18 protein-coding genes and 1 riboswitch are annotated in these 21,673 nt (G+C 60.0%); of the genes, 11 read left to right on the forward strand and 7 right to left on the reverse strand.

All coding sequences use genetic code 11. From position 1 onward, the window contains the following. Nucleotides 1-317 precede the first annotated feature (317 nt). Both GGD46_RS13510 and epmA read right to left on the reverse strand, forming a co-directional pair. Entirely contained in the window at nt 318-1,370 is a 1,053-nt protein-coding gene (locus GGD46_RS13510; protein WP_184704594.1) for a lysine-2,3-aminomutase-like protein, read from the reverse strand. Further along, nucleotides 1,367-2,431, reverse strand: coding sequence for an EF-P lysine aminoacylase EpmA (epmA, locus tag GGD46_RS13515; protein WP_184704596.1), 1,065 nt, complete (start codon nt 2,429-2,431; stop codon nt 1,367-1,369). The genes GGD46_RS13510 and epmA overlap by 4 nt, the downstream gene beginning before the upstream one ends. Nucleotides 2,432-2,582: 151 nt before the next feature. On the opposite strand from epmA, the gene efp reads away from it, so the two are divergent. After that, nucleotides 2,583-3,152 (forward strand): elongation factor P, encoded by a 570-nt coding sequence (gene efp / locus GGD46_RS13520; RefSeq protein WP_184704598.1) that lies wholly within the window; start codon nt 2,583-2,585, stop codon nt 3,150-3,152. A gap of 110 nt (nt 3,153-3,262) precedes the next feature. On the opposite strand, the gene GGD46_RS13525 is transcribed toward efp, so the two are convergent. Further along, nucleotides 3,263-5,128 (reverse strand): ABC transporter ATP-binding protein/permease, encoded by a 1,866-nt coding sequence (locus GGD46_RS13525; protein ID WP_184704600.1) that lies wholly within the window; start codon nt 5,126-5,128, stop codon nt 3,263-3,265. Nucleotides 5,129-5,293: 165 nt separating this feature from the next. On the opposite strand from GGD46_RS13525, the gene GGD46_RS13530 reads away from it, so the two are divergent. The 4 genes from GGD46_RS13530 to GGD46_RS13545 all read left to right on the forward strand — a co-directional run bounded on the left by GGD46_RS13530 (nt 5,294) and on the right by GGD46_RS13545 (nt 9,488). Beyond that, nucleotides 5,294-6,136: a MoxR family ATPase gene (locus GGD46_RS13530; protein ID WP_184704602.1), complete on the forward strand. Its 843-nt coding sequence runs from the start codon at nt 5,294-5,296 to the stop codon at nt 6,134-6,136. A 114-nt stretch (nt 6,137-6,250) separates the two neighbouring features. Next, nucleotides 6,251-6,328, forward strand: a riboswitch (SAM riboswitch). A 45-nt stretch (nt 6,329-6,373) separates the two neighbouring features. Beyond that, nucleotides 6,374-7,300 (forward strand): homoserine O-succinyltransferase, encoded by a 927-nt coding sequence (gene metA / locus GGD46_RS13535; RefSeq protein ID WP_184704604.1) that lies wholly within the window; start codon nt 6,374-6,376, stop codon nt 7,298-7,300. 3 nt (nt 7,301-7,303) lie between these two features. After that, nucleotides 7,304-8,497 (forward strand): vWA domain-containing protein, encoded by a 1,194-nt coding sequence (locus GGD46_RS13540; RefSeq protein WP_184704606.1) that lies wholly within the window; start codon nt 7,304-7,306, stop codon nt 8,495-8,497. 130 nt (nt 8,498-8,627) lie between these two features. Next, nucleotides 8,628-9,488, forward strand: a complete 861-nt coding sequence (locus GGD46_RS13545; RefSeq protein ID WP_184704608.1) for a tetratricopeptide repeat protein — start codon at nt 8,628-8,630, stop codon at nt 9,486-9,488. 241 nt (nt 9,489-9,729) lie between these two features. Here the strand turns inward: GGD46_RS13545 and GGD46_RS13550 are convergent, their stop codons facing one another. Next, on the reverse strand, nt 9,730-10,287 hold the full coding sequence (locus tag GGD46_RS13550) for a DUF308 domain-containing protein (RefSeq protein WP_184704610.1): 558 nt from the start codon (nt 10,285-10,287) through the stop codon (nt 9,730-9,732). A 140-nt stretch (nt 10,288-10,427) separates the two neighbouring features. Here GGD46_RS13550 and GGD46_RS13555 point away from each other — a divergent pair, with 140 nt between their 5' ends. Then, on the forward strand, nt 10,428-11,015 hold the full coding sequence (locus GGD46_RS13555) for a TetR/AcrR family transcriptional regulator (RefSeq protein ID WP_184704612.1): 588 nt from the start codon (nt 10,428-10,430) through the stop codon (nt 11,013-11,015). A 104-nt stretch (nt 11,016-11,119) separates the two neighbouring features. Here the strand turns inward: GGD46_RS13555 and GGD46_RS13560 are convergent, their stop codons facing one another. After that, nucleotides 11,120-11,746 (reverse strand): GNAT family N-acetyltransferase, encoded by a 627-nt coding sequence (locus GGD46_RS13560; RefSeq protein WP_313206297.1) that lies wholly within the window; start codon nt 11,744-11,746, stop codon nt 11,120-11,122. Nucleotides 11,747-11,958: 212 nt separating this feature from the next. Here GGD46_RS13560 and GGD46_RS13565 point away from each other — a divergent pair, with 212 nt between their 5' ends. The 5 genes from GGD46_RS13565 to GGD46_RS13585 all read left to right on the forward strand — a co-directional run bounded on the left by GGD46_RS13565 (nt 11,959) and on the right by GGD46_RS13585 (nt 16,917). Then, the gene (locus GGD46_RS13565) at nt 11,959-12,984 is read left to right on the forward strand and encodes an aldose epimerase family protein (RefSeq protein WP_184704614.1); all 1,026 of its coding nucleotides are present in this window, start codon (nt 11,959-11,961) and stop codon (nt 12,982-12,984) included. A 121-nt stretch (nt 12,985-13,105) separates the two neighbouring features. Next, nucleotides 13,106-13,879 carry a GntR family transcriptional regulator gene (locus GGD46_RS13570; RefSeq protein WP_184704616.1) on the forward strand — a complete coding sequence of 258 codons (774 nt, stop codon included), beginning with the start codon at nt 13,106-13,108 and terminating at the stop codon, nt 13,877-13,879. After that, entirely contained in the window at nt 13,876-14,907 is a 1,032-nt protein-coding gene (locus GGD46_RS13575) for an SIS domain-containing protein (protein ID WP_184704618.1), read from the forward strand. Before GGD46_RS13570 ends, GGD46_RS13575 begins: the two co-directional genes overlap by 4 nt. Beyond that, nucleotides 14,907-16,064: an N-acetylglucosamine-6-phosphate deacetylase gene (nagA, locus tag GGD46_RS13580; RefSeq protein ID WP_184704620.1), complete on the forward strand. Its 1,158-nt coding sequence runs from the start codon at nt 14,907-14,909 to the stop codon at nt 16,062-16,064. Before GGD46_RS13575 ends, nagA begins: the two co-directional genes overlap by 1 nt. Nucleotides 16,065-16,188: 124 nt before the next feature. Beyond that, complete coding sequence (locus GGD46_RS13585) at nt 16,189-16,917, forward strand: SIS domain-containing protein (protein WP_184704622.1); 729 nt, start codon at nt 16,189-16,191, stop codon at nt 16,915-16,917. A gap of 108 nt (nt 16,918-17,025) precedes the next feature. Here GGD46_RS13585 and GGD46_RS13590 read toward each other — a convergent pair whose 3' ends face one another. Continuing rightward, nucleotides 17,026-20,205, reverse strand: a complete 3,180-nt coding sequence (locus tag GGD46_RS13590; RefSeq protein WP_184704624.1) for an efflux RND transporter permease subunit — start codon at nt 20,203-20,205, stop codon at nt 17,026-17,028. Beyond that, nucleotides 20,202-21,383, reverse strand: coding sequence for an efflux RND transporter periplasmic adaptor subunit (locus GGD46_RS13595; protein ID WP_184704626.1), 1,182 nt, complete (start codon nt 21,381-21,383; stop codon nt 20,202-20,204). The genes GGD46_RS13590 and GGD46_RS13595 overlap by 4 nt, the downstream gene beginning before the upstream one ends. Between the last annotated feature and the right edge of the window lie 290 nt (nt 21,384-21,673).

Below are 21,673 nucleotides of genomic sequence, written 5' to 3' on the forward strand. Positions count from 1 at the left end.
GTTACGCACTCTTATTGTCGCCAAGAAGTAACAGGCAAAATAGAACATTCCGCTAATCGACGTGGTAAATACAACCAACTTATACTTTGCAGAATAATTCTATATTCGGCATTTGTTTGATAAAAATTTACCAAGCATAAACCAAGCAAGCCGCGGCCGGCACACACATATTCAATAATCCCAATATTATGTGCTGGCGATTTTGCGGAAAGACGGCGCATGCAAGAAGGTTAACGCACCAACTCGCCGTCTCGTTTTATTCGGGAAATCTCATAACAATCATAGCGTCAGTAAATTACGGAATGGAAGAGCCGGCTCTAGCCTTCGGGCGGATAAACATGCTCGCCGCCGCGATAATCCGAAACAGAATAACAGCCTTCGCCAACTGCGCGAACCGAACTCCCGCCGATATCCGCCTTGCCGTAGCCGCCCGGGATATCGAGGATGTAGGTCGGCTGGCAAAGGCCGGAAATCCGGCCACGCAACGCCTTTACGATCGCCTGCCCCTCGGTGATCGTCAAACGGAAGTGGCTGGTGCCGGGAGCGAGATCGGGGTGATGCAGATAATAGGGTTTCACCCGCGTTTCGACGAAGGCCTTCATCAATGCGGCCAGCACGTCCGGATCGTCGTTGACGCCCTTGAGGAGAACCGATTGGCTGACGAGCACGATCCCTGCATCGACCAGTCGAGCGCAGGCAGCTCGTGCCTCGTCTGTCAGTTCGCGCGGATGATTGGCATGCAGGGCGACATAAATGGTCTTGCCACTCGCCTTCAGCGCCGAGAGTAAGGCACCGTCGATTTTGGCGGGATCGACGACGGGAACGCGCGTGTGGAAGCGGACAATCTTCACATGATCGATATCGGCAAGTTGCCTGAGAATTTCTTCCAGTCGCCGCGGCGAAAGAATCAGCGGATCGCCGCCGGTCAGAATGACTTCCCAGATTTCTTTATGGTCGCGGATATAGGCAAAGGCGCCGTCGAGCGCATCGCCATCCAGCGTGCCCAGGCCTTGCGGCCCGACCATTTCGCGGCGGAAGCAAAAGCGGCAATAGACCGGGCAGACATGCACGGCCTTCAGTAGCACGCGGTCCGGATAGCGGTGCACGATACCTTCGACCGGGCTATGCGCATGGTCGCCGATCGGATCGGCGCGCTCTTCGGGCGTGACGACTAATTCCGCCACATCGGGAACGAACTGCCGGGCGATGGGATCGGCCGGATCGGCCGGATCGATCAAGCGCACGACAGATGGCGTCAAGGCCACGGCATAGCGCTCGGCTACAGCCTCAAGCGCGATCGCCTGATCCGCATCGACCAATCCGGCGCGCTCAAGCTCGCCGACGCTCCTCACCGGACGCATCACGTTCATGCGTCATACTCCACAACCGGGGCCCAAAGCACCTGCTCGATGCGCGAGGCGCCGGTTGCCAGCATCACGAGCCGGTCGAAGCCGAGCGCGATGCCGCTTGCATCGGGCATGACGGCAAGCGCCTCCAGGAACTCCTCGTCCAGCGGATAGGTCTCGCCGTAGACGCGCTGCTTTTCGACCATTTCGATCTCGAACCGGCGGCGCTGCTCGACGGCATTGGTAAGCTCGCCAAAGGCATTGGCAAGCTCGACGCCGCAGGCATAAAGCTCGAAACGTTCGGCAACGCGATGATCCCGTGCCGACGGCCGGGCAAGTGCTGCCTCGGAGACAGGATATTCGTCGAGGATCGTGGCACGGCCGAAACCGAGATTAGGCTCGACCTTCTCGACCAGCACCCGGCTGAAGAGATCTTGCCAAAGATCGTCGTCGGCAAAGCGAATACCGCTCTTGCGCATATCCGCCGCCAGCCGCTCGCGATCCGTCGAACCGTCGAGGCCGATGGAAGCAAAGAGGTCGATGCCGGCATAGCGCTCGAAAGCGGCTGCGACGCTGATGCGCTCGGGCTGCAGGAACGGATCGGTCTCGGCGCCGCGATAGGTCAGCTTCTTCGCGCCGACAGTCTCGGCCGCCAGCGCCAAAAGCACGGAGCAGTCGGCCATCAGGGCCTCATAGCTCTCGCCTGCCCGATACCATTCCAGCATGGTGAATTCCGGATGGTGCAAGGGGCCGCGCTCACGGTTGCGATAGACATGGGCAAAGCAGGCGATGCGCTCCTCACCGGCCGCAAGCAGCTTCTTGCAGGCAAATTCTGGCGACGTGTGAAGATAGAGAGGCGAAGCCCGGCCATCGATCGTCAACGCCTCGGTCTCGAAAGCATGGAGATGCGCCTCGTTGCCCGGCGACACCTGCAGCGTCGCCGTATCGACCTCGATGAAATCGTTGCTTGCAAAGAACACGCGCATCGCCGCCTGGATCGCATTGCGGCCGATCAGGAATGGCCGCCGGTCCGCATGGACATTGCGGGTCCACCAGGGGGACGCTTTGCTCGTCGTTGGCTTCATTCCTAGCTTTCTTCGGGGCGCAAGCCGCGTTGGGGGTGGCAATTTCCATTGATTTAGGGTAGTTGCGCCCCCAAGCAAACAATTGCTGCGTCTCGGAGAGCATTTAGACAGTCCCTCTACGACGCAAAGCGCAGCGTTACAAGGAAGTCTTATGGTCAAGGTCATCGCCTCTTCGGTCCGCAAGGGCAACGTTCTCGACGTCGACGGCAAGCTCTACGTCGTTCTCACCGCCGCGAACTTTCATCCGGGCAAAGGCACCCCAGTCACCCAGGTCGACATGCGCCGCATCGTCGATGGCGTGAAGGTTTCCGAGCGCTGGCGCACCACCGAGCAGGTCGAGCGCGCCTTCGTCGAAGACGTGAACTTCCAGTATCTCTATGAAGACGGCGAAGGCTTCCACTTCATGAACCCGGCCACCTACGACCAGGTCGTCGTCGATGTCGACACCATGGGCGACCAGAAGGCCTACCTGCAGGAAGGCATGACCTGCATCCTGTCGATCCACGAAGGCATCCCGCTGGCGCTCGAACTACCGCGCCACGTCACGCTCGAAATCACCGAGACCGAGCCGGTCGTCAAGGGCCAGACGGCATCCTCTTCCTACAAGCCCGCCATGCTGTCGAACGGCATCCGCACCCTGGTGCCGCCGCACATCAACGCCGGCACCCGCGTCGTCATCGCCACGGAAGACAATTCCTACGTTGAGCGCGCCAAGGACTGAGCTTCAAGCCCGTAGCTTGTATGAAAAACGCCTCGTCCTCGCGACGGGGCGTTTTGCGTTTTGGCTGGATTGAAACCCACCGTGGCATCGCGCCCGCAGGCAAGATCACATCAACGGGTGTTGGCTTTTTTCTCGCTCGCCTCTTCCGCTTTAGCGGGTTCGGCTTTGGCGGCTTCGGCAGGCGTGTCCATGGCGGTGCTGTGCTCCTGCAGGGCCAAAGCCTGCATGTGCAGAATACGCGGCGACATGGCTTGCATATAGGCATCCGAGCGGCCGATATAGATCATGGTCACATCGGTGAGGTCCGCCAGCATGGCGCAGGCCTTCGCCTGAACCTCGGCCTCCAGCCCTTCAAAGGCATCGTCGAGGATGATCCATTTCGGCTTCGCCAGCAGCAGATGCGCAAAGCCGACGGCTTTCTGCTCTTCGGTATCAAGCAATCGGTCCCAGCGGGCCTGGGTATCGAGGCGGCTCTTCAGCCGGCCAAGGCCCACCTTCTCCATGACGGCATCGACGGCGGCATCGTCGTAAGCGTCCCTGTCGTCGGGGAAGCAGATGGCCTCCCTGAGCGTACCGGTCGGTACATAGGGCGTGTGCGGCACGAACAGCATATCGTCCATCGGCGGCAGGCTGACCGTTCCGGCGCCGCAATACCATTGATGCGCCAATACCTCGAACAGCAGTCTCCGGTTCACGCCATGATCGCCGTTGATCATAATGTGCTCGCCGACGTTGATCGTGATCGTGCCCTCGGCAATCCGAAAGCCGTTTTCCGTGGCCTCGTCATTGGTCTTCGTCGACACCTCGAGATCGGTCCAGACCATCGTGCCGGGAGCCGCCTTGTCGAAGGTGAGGGTATGCGGCATCGGCGGCTTGTCGTCCATCTCGGTCAGCGCCTGACGGAAATCGGTGACGCGCATCAGCGTCGCGCGCCATTCCGCGATCGGGCCAAAATTGGCGACATACCAGCGCAGCGCCGAATTGACCTGATTGAAGGCGCCGACCGCCACCATGAGCTGGCCGAAAGTAAGCCCGCCGGAGAAATAGGCGGGCGCCGCCACCAGGATCGGAATGATCAGCACCAGCCAGCCATAGCCGGCGGAAACCCAAGTGAGGTTGGTGTTGGCTATGGCAAGCTGACGGATGACGCCAAGTACGGCGGAAATATCGAGATTGATCCGCTTGCGTTCGTTCTCCTCGCCTCCGGCAATGGTAATCGCCGGCATATGCTCGTTGGCATGCATGAGCGCGAAACGTAGCTCGGCTTCCTTCGAATAGCGATCGGCATTCAATCGCACCAGACGACGGCCGACGAACTGGCTGAGAAAGGAGGCGGAGCCGGCATAAAGAATTGCCGCCCAGACCATGTAGCCTGGGACGGAGAAGTTCGCCCCCCTGAAGTGGAAGACCATGCCGCTCGACAGCTCCCAGAGCACGCCGATGAAGCTCAAAAGCAGGATCGTTGCCTGCACCAGACCGATGGCAAGCCCGGTTGTGCTTTCGGCGAGGTTGCGGGCGTCCTCATGCAGACGCTGGTCGGGATTGACACCGATCAGGCCGGAGGATGCAAGGCGAAGCGCCCGCTTGGCCTGCAGCCACTGGTTCACCAAATCCCTCGCCAGCCCCTCGCGCATGTAGAGCGCGGTCATCTGGTTCAGCCAGGCCTGGATGACGTTGAGCACCAGCAGCGAACCGGCAATGATGCCGAACACGCCGAGCTGGTGGAAGAAGGCCGAGATATCGCGCCGGGCGAGCGAATCGTAAAACGGAGCGTTCCAGCTGTTCAACAACACCTGAACGTAAGCGGTGAGCAGGATGATCACCAGGAGCGCGGCGGTCAACGAAATGATCTTGATGCGAACCGGCGAATTCCAGAAGGCCGAGAACATCATTTTCAGCCGAAAGAAGAGGCTGAAATCGTATCCGACCTGCTCGTTCCCCTGGATATTCGGCTTGGCTTGCGCTTCAACTGCCATCAGCACTTCCCTGCGACGCACGTCCCGTCAGTTAATCATGACCCGCCCTCATGTCCATCCTTGCAACAGATCGGTGCGATCACGTTCCTATATACACGGTTTCGCGTCTTGAACCGAATTAGGTCAGCAATTAGCTTGCATTCGAAAGATTGAGAAAGCCTTCCGATGCAATTTCAAGGAACTGCCGACTATATCGCAGATAAGGACCTGATGGTCGCCGTCAATGCCGCCATCAGACTGGAGCGTCCGCTTCTCGTAAAGGGTGAGCCCGGCACGGGCAAGACGGAATTGGCACGGCAGGTCGCCGCAGCGCTCGGCTTGGAACTCATCGAGTGGAACGTCAAATCGACCACCAAGGCACAGCAGGGCCTTTACGAATACGATGCCGTCTCGCGCCTGCGCGACAGCCAGCTCGGGGATGAGCGCGTTCACGATGTCCGCAACTATATTCGCCGGGGCAAGCTCTGGCAGGCCTTCACCTTGTCTCAAAAATGCGTGCTGCTCATCGACGAGATCGACAAGGCCGACATCGAGTTCCCCAACGACCTGCTTCAGGAACTCGATCGCATGGAATTCCACGTCTACGAGACCGGCGAAACCGTCCGTGCCGCCGTCCGCCCGATAGTCATCATCACGTCGAACAACGAGAAGGAGCTGCCGGACGCCTTCCTGCGCCGCTGCTTCTTTCACTATATCCGTTTCCCCGACATGGAGACGCTGGCACGCATCGTCGAGGTGCATTACCCCGGCATCAAGCAGGCGCTGGTGCATGCGGCGCTAACGCAATTCTTCGAAATCCGCGATGTGTCGGGCTTGAAGAAAAAGCCCTCAACCTCAGAGGCTCTTGATTGGATCCGCCTGCTCGTCGCCGACGATGTCGATCCAGCCACGCTGCGCGCCGATGCGAAGAATGCGCTGCCGAAGCTGCACGGCGCACTGCTGAAAAACGAGCAGGACGTGCATCTCTTCGAACGGCTGGCGTTCATGGCGCGTGGGCAAGGCAAATAATGCAGCCCCCGCGGCGAGCGTCTTGAACATCCGTAAGCGGCAACCGACATCAGAGCGCGGCCGCCAGTCCTCGCAAAGCTAGCCCATTGACCCGCCGCGACAGCGGGTTTATGGATTTTGCTCTGTGGTGATTTGGCCGGCCGGCTTGCAGCCACGTTAAATAAGTCGCTAAAGGGCCGCGTGCGGACCGGTAGCGATTCATCGCGGCCGGTTTTTTTGTATTTGGCGAGTGAAACAATGCCCATCAAGATCCCCGATACGCTACCCGCATTCGAAACCCTCCAGAGCGAGGGCGTGCGGGTAATGACCGAAACGGTGGCGTTCCGTCAGGACATCCGCCCCCTTCAGATCGGGCTTCTCAACCTCATGCCGAACAAGATCAAGACCGAGGTCCAGATGGCGCGCCTGGTCGGCGCATCGCCGCTGCAGGTCGAGTTCTCGCTGGTGCGCATCGGCGCCCACAAGGCGAAGAACACCTCCGAGGAGCATCTGCTCTCCTTCTATGAAACCTGGGAAGAGGTGAAGCACCGCAAGTTCGACGGCTTCATCATAACCGGTGCACCGATCGAACTGCTCGAATATGAAGAGGTTACCTACTGGGACGAGATGCGGCAGATCTTCGACTGGACGACAACCAATGTCCATTCGACGATGAACGTCTGTTGGGGCGCCATGGCCGCCGCCTATCATTTCCATGGCGTGCCGAAGCATACGCTGAAGGAAAAGGCCTTCGGCGTCTATCGCCACCAGAATCTCGCGCCATCCTCCGTCTACCTCAACGGCTTCTCCGACGATTTCGCCATTCCCGTCTCGCGCTGGACGGAAGTGCGCCGCGATGACATCGAGAAGGTTCCGAGCCTGCAGATTCTGATGGAATCGAGCGAGATGGGCGTCTGCCTCGTGCACGAGCAGGCCTGCAACCGGCTCTACATGTTCAATCACGTGGAGTATGATTCCACCTCGCTGGCGGATGAGTATTTCCGCGATGTGAATGCGGGCGTGCCGATCAAGATGCCGCACAACTACTTCCCGCATAATGACCCGGAAATTCCGCCGCAGAACCGGTGGCGCAGCCATGCCCATCTGTTCTTCGGCAACTGGATCAACGAGATCTACCAGACCACGCCGTACGATCTGGAGGAGATCGGCCAGGAAAGGACCTGAGGCTTGTTCATTCCCTTCTTCCTGAAACTGAAGGAAGCGAAGGTACCGGTGACGCTCCGGGAATTCCTGTCGCTGCTTGAAGGAATGGAAGAAGGGATTGCCGACTATGACATCGAGGCATTCTACTATCTGGCGCGCACGACGCTCATCAAGGACGAGCGCTTCATCGACCGCTACGACCAGGTCTTCGCCGATTATTTCCGCGGCGTGGAAGCGATCCGCGGCAGTGCCGAGGGGGAGGCAGTCGAAGCGACCACCATTCCCGAAGAATGGCTGCGCAAGCTCGCCGAACGGCATCTGACCGAAGAGGAAAGAAGAGAGATCGAGGCCCTTGGCGGCTTCGAGAAGCTGATGGAGACGCTGCGCCAACGGCTGGCCGAGCAAAAGGGCCGGCATCAGGGCGGCTCCAAATGGATCGGCACGGCCGGCACCTCGCCCTTCGGCGCCTATGGCTACAATCCGGAGGGCGTGCGCATCGGCCAGGAAACATCGCGCCACCGCCGCGCGGTCAAGGTGTGGGATCGCCGCGACTTCAAGAATCTCGACGATGGCGTCGAGCTTGGCACCCGCAATATCAAGGTGGCACTGAAACGGCTTCGCCGATGGGTGCGCGAGGGCGCCGCCGAGGAGCTCGATCTTTCCGGCACCATCCGCTCCACCGCCGAGCATGGCTATCTCGACGTCCAGACGCGGCCGGAACGGCGCAATGCCGTCAAGCTATTGATGTTTTTCGATGTCGGCGGCTCGATGGACGATCATATCCGCGTGGTCGAGGAGTTGTTTTCCGCCGCGCGATCAGAGTTTCGCCACATGGAATATTTCTATTTCCACAACTGCCTCTACGAAGGCGTGTGGAAGGACAATCGCCGCCGGCGCGTCGACGTCACGGCGACAACCGATCTCATCCGCACCTTCGGCCCCGACTACCGGGTCGTCTTCGTCGGCGATGCCTCGATGAGCCCCTACGAAATCAACCATCCCGGCGGCTCGGTGGAGCATTGGAACAAGGAAGCGGGCGAAGCCTGGCTTGGCCGAGTGACCGGCCATTTCCGCAAATGCATCTGGCTCAACCCCGTGCCGGAAAACTATTGGGGCTACACGACCTCGATCTCCATCATCCGCCGCCTGATGAGCGACCGCATGTACCCGCTGACACTCGGCGGACTGGAGAAGGCGACGAAGGAATTGTCACGCTGAACGTGATAAATTCGTACAGCATGAATCCGGAAAGTCGAGTGCGCGCAAACCGTCCAACTTGACCGTGTGCCATCAAGATGATTTGCCATGCCTCCTGAACTGAAGGTTTGACAAAAGGCGCACAAGCAAAATGCAAGTCAATAGCAGCATCACCGCAGCGACAGCCCTCATGTTGGCGCTGTCCGCTTGGACCGATGTATTATTTGCTTCCAGCCTCACGCCAATGAAAACGGCGCCAGAAGCAACGTGTTTTTCAGCAAGAGGTGAGCAGGCCATTGCCCTGTGCACGACTGAACTCGCTGAGCAAAAGTCGCCTGACGCCTTCGCCAATCGGGCCGAAGCATACGGCTTTGCAATGCAATACGACAAGGCTGTGGCCGATTACACCAGCGCGATAGAGCTTTCCGAGCCAAAGGGGGTCATGCTCCCAACATACTATCAGAACAGAGCCGGCGCATATTTCTCCATGAAGAAATATGAGCTGGCGATCCAGGACTACACAAGAGCTTTGGATTTAAATCCAAAGCTCAGCACCGATTTTGTCAGCCGAGGAATGGCTTACGCTGCCTTGAACAAAGACAAGGAAGCGTTTGCGGATTTTGACAGAGCTATGGAAGACAAATTTGCAAAGCCAGTTACCCTTCGTGTCCGGGCTGACCTCCTGTTGACCAGGGGCGAGCCGGATCGCGCGATTCAGGATTATCGGGATTGCCTTACACTTCAGCCCAAGAATGCTTATGCAATGATTGGAATAGCCAACGCATATTTGAAGAAAAACATGATCGATTCAGCATTTTCTCAATATGATCTTGCCCTCTCCACCCAGCCAATCTGCGCTGAATGCCTGATCGCTCGTGGTGATGCTTTTGCCAAAATTGGCAATCAGGAGAAAGCAATAGCGGACTATAACGCCGCCCTGGCCTTTCCAGATCAGTTCATCGCTCCGGCTACCAAAAAAGATGCAGAAGCCGCACTGCGCAAGCTTCAGTAGCCGGCGATACTGCGCCTCCATGTAAGGTAAGCATCCTAAGTCGCAGCATTTCTACCGATGTATCAGCTTTGACCGGTTGCTGGAAAATAGTTGGACTAGGCGATATCCATCATCCGCCGCCTGATGATCGACCGCTTGTATCCCCTGACACTCGGCGGGCTGGAAAGGGCGACGAAGGAATTGTCGCGCTGAGCATTCTATCGCTCAACGACTTCAGCCCTGCCGCCGCATTCGAGAGGGTCTATGCGCCTGCCTTGCGATAGGCTGCAACAGAGAGCCAGATTGCCGAAAGCAGGAAGTAGAACGCGCCGAACCCGACATAGGGAGTGATGTCCAAAATCGTCGGCGCTGCCGTGCCGAGCGATCGGCTGATCATGAAGCCGCCGGCGAGGGCCGATTGGGCACCACTCAGGATCATCACCCATTGTGCACCATAGTGACGCCAGCGCCTTACTCCGGTGTAGAGCTGCAGCAACCCCGAAAAGATCGCCCAAATCCCGAACACCGCCAGAACGGCATAGGTGCTGTTGCTAACGGCAACGATCACGGCAAGCGCGGTGACCGTGCTGACGACGACATTCAATGCCTGCGAGGAATTGGCTTTCAGACCACCGTTTGCCTGCGCGTCAACCAGATTGGCGAGGGCGTCCCATGCCGGGTAGATCACGAGCAAGAATGCGGTTGCATCGGGTTGCCCCCGGAGGAGAATGGCGGCGGCAATCCAGGCGATGGAGAAGAGTGCACGGACGAAATAATAGGATCGCAGCCAGTTCGATTGGCTTAGGGAGTTGCTTGGCATCGGTAAGCTCCAGATTGAAATCTACCTACTAGTAGGAAGGCTAAATCCATGAGTCAACCTAATGCTCGAACACCTCTTTGTGAGGGATCGGAGATACCGTGAAACCTTGACAAACAACCTACCAGAAGGTAGGCAGCAACATGAAATCAATGACTTCCACATCCGAAAAAATTCTCGACACCGCACAATCCCTCATCGTCGCGGGTGGCTACAATGGGTTCAGCTATGCTGATATTTCGGCTGCGATCGGCATCAGAAAGGCCAGCATCCACCACCATTTCCCGACGAAAGCCGAGCTGGTTTCGGTGCTGGTGGATCGCTACCGGCAACAGGCTGAAGCGGGGCTGAATTCTCTTCGCGAGCAGTTCTCAAGCCCTACCGAACAACTGCAGTCCTATGTGAATTTCTGGCAGACATGCATTCGAGATGCCTCTCTGCCCTTCTGCGTCTGCGCGATGCTTGCCTGCGAGATGCAAATGCTGCCGGCAGAGGTCGCATCCCGCGTCCGTGCGCATTTCAATGGTCTCGCCCAATGGCTCACCTCGGTACTGGAAACCGGAACAAGAGCGAGCCTGTTCAGCTTGGCCAAACGACCGGAAGAAGAGGCCCAAATACTGATGGCATCCGCCCATGGAGCGATGCTCTCTGCGAGGACTCTCGGCGATCCCGAACTGTTCACCGCGATCGTCTCCCCTCAGATTGCCAGGTTGCTGACGCCGCACAGCTAGGGAGCGGCCAGCCGAAAATCCCCCACAGATGCACCTGCCGCACACTCCAACAACCGAAGGCAAATGCTGGAGAGGGCAGCCCTTAACGCCGCCCTCTCCTGTGTTCAGCCCTTCAGCAACATATCTGCATTCTCGAATGGCGGGCCCTCATCGTCTTCGGCTCGTCTCGACAATTCCTCGAACCCAAGGCTCTTGTAGAAGGAGAATGCCCGCGCGTTCTCGGTATAAACTTCCAGCCGCAGCTTGCCTTTCAGCTTCAGAGCATGGGCAACCAAGAGCCTGCCGATGCCATGTCCTTGATAGTCGGGTGCGACGAACAAGCCGCCGATGAAGGTGTCGAGCAGGCTGATGAAGCCGGCCGGTTTTCCCTGATAGCAGGCGACCCAGGTCCCCGCGCTTGGGAGGTATTGTGTTTCGATCAGAATGCGCTGTTCTAGCAGGCGCTCTCTGCCGATGAAGGCGTGGGCGCGATGCGATGCGCCAAACCAGATGGCCGATAGTGCTTGGAGGTCCGCCGCCTGTTCATAGGCGCGCATCGATATGTTCAGGTTTTTCATGATGTGACCTGCAGAAAAAATGCAAACAAAGACAGCGTCCAATCGGAACGCTACGCACACCGCATTGCGCGATTCAGCTAAAGTCTCTGCGCATAAATCTCCTGCCGTTGGGTGCACTGCCCAAGGCAAGCACCTGAATGTTTCAATATCAGTTGCGCGCCATCGCGTCACCATCGGCGCCTGCGGTTTATCATCTCCTCTTGGCCGACTGTCGTACGCCCTGCACATTTGCGGCGCAGGTTTGTCTTCCGAAGCGATGAAAGAAATCCGAGTGAGGCTTGATCCCCCATCGCCCGCCCCTAACTTTCGCAATCGAATCGGTTGCGGAACGACGCGAATGGGGTAGGGTCTGGCCTTGCCTTTTCGATAGCCATGGATGAGCTGATATGACGGAAAATGCTTTGCAGCGGGAAGTTTTTGGAACGACGGCCGATGGGGAAACCGTCTATCGCGTCAAGATCGTCGGCGGCGGTTTGACCGCGCACGTCATCTCGTGGGGCGCCGTCATCCAGGACCTGCGACTTGAGGGCCACCAGCCTGCCCTACTGCTCGGCTTCGACAATTTCGCCGACTACCCCGCCCATTCCTCCTATTTCGGCGCCACGCCCGGCCGCTGCGCAAATCGCATCGGCGCCGGCCACTTCACGCTTGATGGCAAGCAGTACCAGTTGGAGCTCAACGAGAAGGGCGTCACCCATCTGCACGGCGGCAAGGACAATATCGCCAAACGCAACTGGACCATCGTCGAGCACGATACCGACCACGTCGTCCTGAAAATCGTCGATCCCGATAGCCGCGCCGGCTATCCCGGCAACTGCACGATCCAGGCGACCTATCGCGTGCACGGTAACGGTGAGCTGTCGGTCACCTACGAATCGACCACCGACCAGCCGACGCTCGCCAATGTCTGCCAGCACGCCTATTTCAACCTCGACGGCCGTGACGACACGCTTGGCCACGACATCATGATCGCCGCCGATCACTACACTCCGACCGACGACAAGCAGGTGCCGACGGGGGAAATCCGCTCGGTCGAAGGCACGGTGTTCGATTTCCGCGAGATGTCGCCGATGAAGCGCTTCGAAGGATCGGAACAGGCGCTTTACGACCACAATTTCTGCTTCTCCAGCGAACGGACGGCCAAACGTTCCGTCGTGCTTGCCCGCAGCGTCAATTCCGGCGTGTCGCTGGAAGTGCGCACGACCGAGCCCGGCGTTCAATTCTACACCGCCTTCAAGCTCAACGTTCCGGTTCCCGGTCATGACGGCCAAAAGATCGGACCTTTTGCGGGCTTCTGCCTGGAAACCCAGGTCTGGCCGGATGCCATCAATCACGAGGGCTTCCCCAATGCGGTGCTCCGCCCGGGCGAGGTATTGCGCCAGGAAACGGACTATATCTTCACCAAGAACTGAGCCGGGCATGCTCAACGCTCTCAATCATCGGCCGGGCGCTCCAAACGCCCGGCCGATTCTTTTTGTCCTGCGAACAGATTCACCTTGTAAATTGGTTCTAAATAGGTTCTAAATATTATCCATGGATAGAACCAGTTTGATCGCTGAATTAAACAATCGCGGTCTCGGCGAGGGGGCCGGGAGCGGGCCGCTCTATAAGCGGTTGGCACGGGCATTGACGGGGCTTGTCCAGGAAGGCCTGCTTAAGTCGGGCACGGCGCTGCCGGGCGAGCGCGATCTTGCCGGCGCCCTACAGATCGGCCGGGTCACGGTACGCACAGCCTATCGCGACCTTCTGGCCTCCGGCGTCATCGAATCGCGCCATGGCAGCGGCACTTTCGTCTCGCAGCATGTCGAGCGCATCGAGCAACCGCTCTGGCGGCTCTCCTCCTTCTCTGCCGATATGCGCTCTCGTGGTCGCGAGCCGGCCGCCCGCATCCTCCAGCGCACCATCAGCCCGCCAGCGCCCGAAGAGACTTTCCTTCTCGGCCTCGGCCTCGATGAGCCCGTTTTGCGGCTCGACCGTCTGCGCCTCGCCGACGGTCAGCCGCTTGCCATCGAGCGCGCCGTCGTGCCGATCAAGTTCCTGGGCGAAGACACCGTGTCTGAGGGGTCACTCTACGATGCGCTGGCCGCAAGAGGCTTCAAGCCCGTGCGCGCCCAGCAGAGGCTGACCGCTGTGACCCTGGATCCCACCTCCGCATCGATCCTGACCGTCAAGGCCGGAGCCCCTGCGCTTCTGATCGAGCGAGTCTCCCGCCTCGCAGACCAGCGCGTCGTTGAATATACCCGCTCGCATTACCGCGGCGATGCCTATGATTTTGTTACTGAATTGAGAATTGGAGATGACCTATGAGCAACACCCAATCCCTTATGCTGACGGAAGCCGGCCAGTCGCCCGAGGTAGTGGCGACGCTGCTTGAAAAGGAAAAGCCTGCCTTTGCGGAAATCGCAAAGCTCTTCTCCTCCGCTCGCCCCTCGCTGATTACGACAGCGGCACGCGGCTCTTCCGACCACGCGGCAACCTTCTTCAAATATCTGTTCGAAATCTCCTGCGGCGTCCCGGTCGCTTCGGTCGGCCCGTCGATCGCCTCGGTCTACAACGCACCTCTCCACCTGAAGGGCGGCATCCACTTCACCGTATCGCAGTCCGGTGGCAGCCCTGACATCATCGCCCTGCAGGCCGCGGCGAAGAAGGGTGGCGCAACCACGATCGCCGTCGTCAACGTCACCGACAGCCCCCTCGCCCATGAAGCAGACATCGTCCTCGGCCTTAATGCCGGCAAAGAACAGAGCGTCGCCGCCACGAAATCCTTCATCGCTTCCGTTGCCGCGCTTGCCGGCGTCACCGCAGCGATCACGCAGGACAAGGCGCTATCCGCCGGTCTTGCCAACCTGCCGGAAGCGCTTGCAGCAACCTCGGGCATCGACGGCAAGGCCGCCGAGGACGTGCTGTTCAACGCCTCCTCGCTCTATACCGGCGGTCGTGGCCCCGCTTTTGCCATCGCGCTCGAAGCGGCCCTGAAGGCCAAGGAAACCGCTGGCATCCATGCGGAAGCTTTCTCGCTGGCCGAACTGATGCACGGCCCGATGCGCCTCGTGCAGCCGGGCTTCCCGATCGTCGCCTTCTCGCCCGACGATGCCGCTTTCCCCAACAACGCTCAAGCGCTGGAGCGTCTGCAGAAGCTCGGCGCGACCGCCGTCTCCTTCTCGACCGCTCCGCTTGCCGGCATCAACCTGCATATGCCCAGCACCGGCAACGGCCTCCTCGATCCGTTGGTATCGCTGCTCTGCTACTATCGCCTCATAGAAGCGGTAACGCGCCGCAAGGGTTTCGACCCGGATAAGCCGGCTAACCTCCTCAAGGTAACGGAGACCATGTGATGGACTACAAGGTCTTTACAGGTGCGCGCATCTTCGATGGTGACCGCTTTCATGAAGACAGCGCGCTCGTGATCGGCAACGGCCGCATTCAAGCCATCACCGGCGTCAACGATGTGCCCGGTAATGCCGAAACCATCCAGTTAAAGGGTGGCGTCCTATCTCCGGGCTTCATCGACGCGCAGGTGAACGGTGGCGGCGGCCGGATGCTCAACGACGAGCCTTCGCCCGAATCCATGTATCTGATTGCCGAGGGGCATCGCCCCTATGGCACGACCTCGCTGCTACCGACCCTCATCACCGATGTCGCCGCGGCAACCACCACGGCGATCGAGGCGGCAATCGAGGCGGTAAAGGCCAATCGCGGCGTCGCCGGCCTGCATCTGGAAGGCCCACATCTGGCGCCCGCCCGCAAGGGCGCGCATCTGGCGGAACTGATGCGCCCGGTCGAAGACAGCGACGTCAGAACCTTCATCCGCGCCCGCGAGGCTATCGGCACCCTGCTCGTCACTATCGCGGCCGAGCAGGTAACCGAGCGCCAGGTGCAGGCGCTTGCCGAAGGCGGCGTCATCGTCAGCATCGGCCATAGCGATTGCACGGCGGAAGCCGCAGATGCGCGTTTCGATGCAGGCGCGCGCGGCGTCACCCATCTTTTCAACGCCATGAGCCAGATGGGCCACCGCGCACCCGGCCTCGTCGGCGCCGCAATCGATCATCCGGCCCCCTGGTGCGGTATCATCGCCGACGGCCACCATGTCGAGCCGACAGCGCTCAGGGTTGCTCTACGCGCCAAGCGCGGCGAAGGCCGCCTGTTCTTCGTGACCGACGCCATGTCGCTCGTCGGCACGGATCTTCCGAGCTTCACGCTGAACGGCCGCACGGTCTATCGCACCAAGGGCGGTTATTGCTCAAAGCTGACGCTGGACGACGGCACGCTTGCGGGCTCCGACGTCGACATGGCTTCGACCATCCGCTACGGCGTCAACGTGCTTGAACTGCCGCTGGCAGAGGCGCTGCGCATGGCAACCTCCTACCCCGCACGCTTCCTGCGGCTCACGGATCGGGGCCACCTGACACCGGGAGCCCGCGCCGACCTCGTTCATATCAACGACGGTATCGAGGCCACCGAAACATGGATCGCCGGCCAGCCTTCGGCCTGAAACATCGGAGCGTTTCCGCCATTCTTTGAATAGCGGAAGCGCTCGATCTTGTTGTTCTCAAGCATTCCGGACGGAAAACGGCTGCGCATTTTTCCCGGCAGTGCTCTAAAAATGGAGGCTCGGCATGACCGCAGTCACGGACAGCTATTTCTCCGCCCTCATCGGCCGGCTGGAAACCCTGCGCGAAACGCTTGCTGAGCCCATGTCCAGGGCTTCCGCCGCCATTTGCGCGGCGGCCCGCAGCGATCGCCGCGTCTACATCTTCGGCACCGGTCATTCGCATATGCTGGCGGAAGAGGTGCATTATCGTGCCGGCGGGCTGGCCTTCACCATCCCCGTGCTCATCGGATCCGCGATGCTGCATGAAGGCGCCGTCATCAGCACGGTCTACGAACGCATCGAGGGCCTTATCCGCCCGGTCCTAGAGCGCTACGGCATGCAGCCGGGCGACGTGCTGATCATCGCTTCCAATTCCGGCGTCAATGCTGCGCCCATCGAAGCTGCGGATTACGGCCGCGAGATCGGCGCGACCGTCATCGCCATCACATCGCTCGCCTATTCGGCTGCCATTGCCAATGGTCGCAGGAGGCTCGCCGACCTCGCAGATATCGTGCTGGACAATGGCCTGCCGCCTGGCGACGCCATGGTCGACCTGCCGGGCACCGAGCTGAAGGTCGGACCGGCATCGACGGCTGTCGGCACGACGGTGCTGAACGCCATCTTCGCTGATGTTGCCGCCGAACTCTGCAAGGATGGCAATCCGCCGGTCTATCTCAGCGCCAACATGCCGGGCGCCAAGGAGATCAACCAGCAGCTGGTCAAAAAATATCGGCCACGCAATCCGCACCTCTGAGTCAAAAACAGAAAAGCCCGGCAGGTATTTCGCCGGGCTTTTCATATTGGGCAAAGGATGGGAGCGATCGAGTGATTCCCGTGAAACGCCGAACCGCCCCAATCGCCGTTATTGTGCCGCCGCGTCGTTCGCTAACGGTTCTTCCGCGGCAGTCTCCGCCTGCTTGCGCCGCCGGCGCAGGACGACATAGAACACCGGCGTCAAGAACAGGCCGAACAGCGTCACCCCGAGCATGCCGGAGAAAACGGCCGTGCCGAGCGACTGGCGCATTTCGGCACCCGGGCCGGTGGCGATCATCAGCGGCACGACGCCGAAGATGAAGGCAAACGCCGTCATAAGGATCGGGCGCAGGCGCAAGTGACTGGCTTCGATCGCCGCCTCCACCGCACTCTTTCCCTCAGCCTGCGCCTGTCGGGCAAACTCGACGATCAGGATCGCGTTCTTGGCCGCAAGGCCGATCAGCACGATGAGCCCGATCTGCGTGAGGATGTTGTTGTCCATCCCTCTCAGATGCACGCCGATCAACGCCGCAAGGACGGCCAGCGGCACGATGAGGATGATGGCGAGCGGCAGGATCCAGCTTTCATACTGCGCCGACAGCGCCAGGAAGACGAAGATCACCGACAGCGCGAAGATGTAGATCGCCGTATTGCCGGTATGCTTCTCCTGATAGGCCAGTTCCGTCCACTCGAAGGTCGTGCCCGCCGGCAGCAGGTTCTGTGCCATGCCCTCCATGATGTCGAGGGCCGAGCCGGTAGACACGCCCGGTCCCGGATTGCCCTGAACGGGAACCGAGACATACATGTTGTAGCGCTGCACGAGCGCCGGTCCGGTCGTGTCGCGGATGTCGACCAGCGTGCCGAGCGGCACCAGCGCGCCTGTCGCCGAGCGCACCTTCAGCGCCAGAATATCGTCACGATCCATGCGATACTTCTGATCGGCCTGGGCGCGCACCTGGTAGACGCGGCCGAAGGCATTGAAGTCGTTGACGTAGGACGCACCGAGGTTGATCGACAGGGTTTCGAAGATATTCGGGATCGGCACATTGAGCGCACGCGCCTTGTCGCGGTCGATCGCCAGGAAATATTGCGGGCTGTTGGCGGAGAAGGTCGTGAAGACGCCGCTGACACCCTTATTCTGCGCGGCAACGCCCATCATCTGATAGGCGAGCGGCAGGATGCGGCGCATATCCGCATTTTCCCGGTCCATGATCTGCATCTTGAAGCCGCCGGAATTGCCGACGCCGCGGATAGAGGGCGGCGGGATGGCGATGATGAAGGCTTCCTGAATGCCCTGCAGACTGCCGTAGAGCGTGCCGATGATCTTGCCGGCCGTATCCCCGGATTTCAAGCGCTCTTCAAAGGGCTTGAACGGTGTGAAGATGACACCGGAATTCGAGGCGTTGGTAAAGGTGGCGCCGTTGAAGCCGGCAAAGGCGACGGCATTCTCGACGCCCGGCGTCTTGTTGATGATCGCGGTCGCCTTCTGAATGACGGCATTGGTGCGCGCCAGCGACGCGCCGTCAGGCAGCTGCACGACGACGATGGCGTAGCCCTGGTCCATTGTCGGAACGAAGCCCTGCGGCACGATCCGCCCCATATACCAGGTGCCGGCCAGGAGGGCGGCAAAAACAAGAAGCGCGCAGGCAAGCGCCGTCCAGGTCGTGACGAGGTGGCGCACGATCCAGGAATAGCCGCTGCTCATCCGCTCGAAGCCGCGATTGAACCCATCGCCCAGGGCGCGGCCGAAACGCGAGAAGACATTGTTCGACTTCTTGTGGTCGTGAGGACGCAACACGATCGCGGCAATGGCGGGCGACAGCGTCAGCGAATTCAGACAGGAGATCGCCGTCGCGACCGAGATCGTCACGGCAAACTGCCTGTAGAATTGTCCCGTGATCCCCGGAATGAAGGCCGTCGGCAGGAAGACCGCAATGAGCACGAGCGAGATCGCCAGAACGGCGGTGCCCACCTCGTTCATCGTCACATGCGACGCTTCCTTCGGCGTCATGCCGAGCGCGAGATTACGCTCGACATTCTCCACCACCACGATGGCGTCGTCGACGACGATACCGATGGCCAGCACCAGGCCGAACAGCGTCAGCATGTTCAGCGAGAAGCCGAAGGCCAGAAGGAAAGCGAAAGTGCCGATCAGCGAAACCGGAATGGCAACGATCGGGATGATCGCCGTCCGCCATGACTGCAGGAAGACCAGCACCACGATGGCGACGAGAACGGCCGCCTCGAAGATCGTCTTGTAGACCTCGTTGATCGATTCGGCGATGAAGTCTGTGGGGTTGTAGATGATGCGGTATTCGAGCCCCTGCGGGAAATCCTTCGACAGGCTCTGCATGGTCTTCTGGATGTCGGCGGCGGCATCGAGCGCGTTGGTGCCCGGCCGGGCAAAAACGCCGAGCGCGACCGCAGGATTGCCGTTCAGGTAGCTGTTGGTGACGTAGTCCTGCGCGCCGAGTTCGATCCGGGCGACGTCCTGAAGCTGCACGAGACGGCCGTTTCCGGTCGCCTTGACGATGACGTAGCGGAATTGCCTCGCGTCGGAAAAGCGCCCTTGCGTCGTCACCGTATATTGGAAGGCATTGGTGCCGGAGACGGGCGGTCCGCCGATCGTGCCGCCGGAGACCTGCACGTTCTGGTCCCGAAGCGCCTGCACGATATCGCCTGCGGTCATGCCGTAGGCGGCGAGCTTTTGCGGATCGAGCCAGATACGCAGCGAATATTGCCGCTCGCCGAAAAGCTGCACGTCGCCGACGCCATCAAGGCGGACGAGGACGTCGCGGAGGCGCGTGCGGGCATAGTTGGAAATGTAGAGCTGGTCGTAGCGATTGTTCGGCGACAGCAGATGCACGACCATCATCAGATCGGGCGAGCTCTTGACCGTGGTGATACCGATGCGGCGAACATCGTCAGGCAGGCGCGGCTCGGCAATAGCCACGCGGTTTTGTACCAGGACCTGCGCCTTGTCGAGATCGGTTCCGAGCTTGAAGGTGATCGTCAACGACATCGAGCCATCGGCGCTGGAATAGGAGGACATATAGAGCATGTCCTCGACGCCATTGACTTCCTGCTCGATCGGCGTTGCCACCGTATCGGCAATGGTCTGTGCATCAGCACCGGGATAGGAGGTGCGAATGACGATAGTGGGAGGCGCAACCTCGGGATATTGCGCTACCGGAAGCTGGAAATAGGCGATGCCGCCGACGATCAGCAGCACGATTGACAGCACAGATGCGAAAATCGGCCGGTCGACGAAAAAATGGGAGAACCTCATTGATCCGTCCCCTGTGTATCGGCCTGCGTCGGCGGCTCATCGTTCGCCGCCTGCTGCGGCAATTCGATCAGCTGCGGCGCAACCTTGACGCCCGGCCGGATACGCATCAGTCCGTTGACGATGATGGTTTCGTCGCCGGTCATGCCGTCACGAATGACGCGATAGCCGTAGAGTTTCGGCCCGAGGCGAACGGATTTCGGCGTGATGGTGCCGGCGGTGTCGACGGTGTAAACTACGCGCTGGTTCTGATCCGAGCCAATGGCTTCGTCCGGAACGAGGATTGCCTTGTAGGTGTTGGATCCCTGCACCTGCACGCGCCCGAAAAGGCCGGGCTGAAGGATGAGATCGGGGTTCGGGAAGCGGGCGCGAACGCGGATCGTCCCCGTTTCGTTATCGACGCGGTTTTCGGCGAAATCCAGCTTGCCCTTGAACGGCTTCTGCTTGGGATCGGCGATCGTCACCGTCACATCGAGCCCGCCGCCGCCCTGTTGCAGGGCGCTGCCGTTCTTGCGGGCCTCATCGGCGTAGGAGAGCAGCCGGCGTTCGTCGACATCGAAATAGAAATCGATGGGATCGAGCGACACGATGGTCGTCAGCGCCGTCTGATCGGCCTGCACGAGATTGCCGACCGAAATGAGACGCCGGTCGATACGGCCACTCAGCGGCGCAGTGATCCGGGTAAAGTCCATGTCGAGGTTGGCACGATCGACGGCTGCCTGCGCGCCGCGCACATTCGCCTGTGCGGCGAGAAGATCGCGACGGCGGTCATCCAGCGTCGAGGCCGACTGGCTGCCCGTGGTCGAGAGGGATTCCGCCCGCTTGTACTGCGCATCGGCAAGCGTGAGCGACGATTTCGCCACCTCCAGCGAGGCGGTCGATTCATTCAGCGTCGTGATGAAGGGTCGCTGGTCGATGACGAAAAGCAGGTCGCCCTGCTTGACCAAGGTGCCATCCTTGAAATGCACCTCCTGCAGATAACCGCCGACACGCGAGCGCACGGAAACTTCATCGACAGCCTGAAAGCGGCCGATGAACTCATCGCTATCGATGACATCGCGAACGACGGGTTTGGCGACAGTTACGGGCGGAGCCGGCGGCGCGCTCTGCGCAAACGCCTGGCCTCCCGAGAAAGCGGCTATGAGACAGCTGAACAAAATGGCACGCGGCAGCACTGGCATGAAAGCCCCCTCGAAAAACCGCGGACGGCAAAATGCGCCGCCGCGTTAAGCGTCCAAGATATTTGCCTGCAAATTTTAACGAAGGACCCGTTCGCTCTGGTCGCGAAACTCCAATCAGGTCGCTTCGAACTTCCCCAACATGCGCCACGGGCCACGCCGGCCCGGGGGTATCAACCGGCGCTTTGTCCGGCAACGTGCCTTAATGTATAAACGGTTTATCGGATTCGACAACAGGGAAAGAAGCGGCTGCCATCAAGCGCAACCACTTGTTTTTTCTTGATATAGATAGA

The organism is Martinezella lusitana (assembly GCF_014207095.1).
GTDB lineage: Bacteria > Pseudomonadota > Alphaproteobacteria > Rhizobiales > Rhizobiaceae > Rhizobium > Rhizobium lusitanum_B.

Excerpts from the sequence above, each read along its gene's own strand:
- GGD46_RS13570 (WP_184704616.1), top strand. The coding sequence starts at position 13,106 with ATGGATAGAACCAGTTTGATCGCTGAATTAAACAATCGCGGTCTCGGC.
- epmA (WP_184704596.1), bottom strand. The coding sequence starts at position 2,431 with ATGAAGCCAACGACGAGCAAAGCGTCCCCCTGGTGGACCCGCAATGTC.
- GGD46_RS13525 (WP_184704600.1), bottom strand. The coding sequence starts at position 5,128 with ATGGCAGTTGAAGCGCAAGCCAAGCCGAATATCCAGGGGAACGAGCAG.
- GGD46_RS13575 (WP_184704618.1), top strand. The coding sequence starts at position 13,876 with ATGAGCAACACCCAATCCCTTATGCTGACGGAAGCCGGCCAGTCGCCC.
- GGD46_RS13530 (WP_184704602.1), top strand. The coding sequence starts at position 5,294 with ATGCAATTTCAAGGAACTGCCGACTATATCGCAGATAAGGACCTGATG.
- efp (WP_184704598.1), top strand. The coding sequence starts at position 2,583 with ATGGTCAAGGTCATCGCCTCTTCGGTCCGCAAGGGCAACGTTCTCGAC.
- GGD46_RS13550 (WP_184704610.1), bottom strand. The coding sequence starts at position 10,287 with ATGCCAAGCAACTCCCTAAGCCAATCGAACTGGCTGCGATCCTATTAT.
- GGD46_RS13595 (WP_184704626.1), bottom strand. The coding sequence starts at position 21,383 with ATGCCAGTGCTGCCGCGTGCCATTTTGTTCAGCTGTCTCATAGCCGCT.
- GGD46_RS13585 (WP_184704622.1), top strand. The coding sequence starts at position 16,189 with ATGACCGCAGTCACGGACAGCTATTTCTCCGCCCTCATCGGCCGGCTG.
- nagA (WP_184704620.1), top strand. The coding sequence starts at position 14,907 with ATGGACTACAAGGTCTTTACAGGTGCGCGCATCTTCGATGGTGACCGC.
- GGD46_RS13560 (WP_313206297.1), bottom strand. The coding sequence starts at position 11,746 with ATGGTGACGCGATGGCGCGCAACTGATATTGAAACATTCAGGTGCTTG.
- GGD46_RS13510 (WP_184704594.1), bottom strand. The coding sequence starts at position 1,370 with ATGAACGTGATGCGTCCGGTGAGGAGCGTCGGCGAGCTTGAGCGCGCC.
- GGD46_RS13545 (WP_184704608.1), top strand. The coding sequence starts at position 8,628 with ATGCAAGTCAATAGCAGCATCACCGCAGCGACAGCCCTCATGTTGGCG.
- GGD46_RS13590 (WP_184704624.1), bottom strand. The coding sequence starts at position 20,205 with ATGAGGTTCTCCCATTTTTTCGTCGACCGGCCGATTTTCGCATCTGTG.
- GGD46_RS13565 (WP_184704614.1), top strand. The coding sequence starts at position 11,959 with ATGACGGAAAATGCTTTGCAGCGGGAAGTTTTTGGAACGACGGCCGAT.
- metA (WP_184704604.1), top strand. The coding sequence starts at position 6,374 with ATGCCCATCAAGATCCCCGATACGCTACCCGCATTCGAAACCCTCCAG.
- GGD46_RS13555 (WP_184704612.1), top strand. The coding sequence starts at position 10,428 with ATGAAATCAATGACTTCCACATCCGAAAAAATTCTCGACACCGCACAA.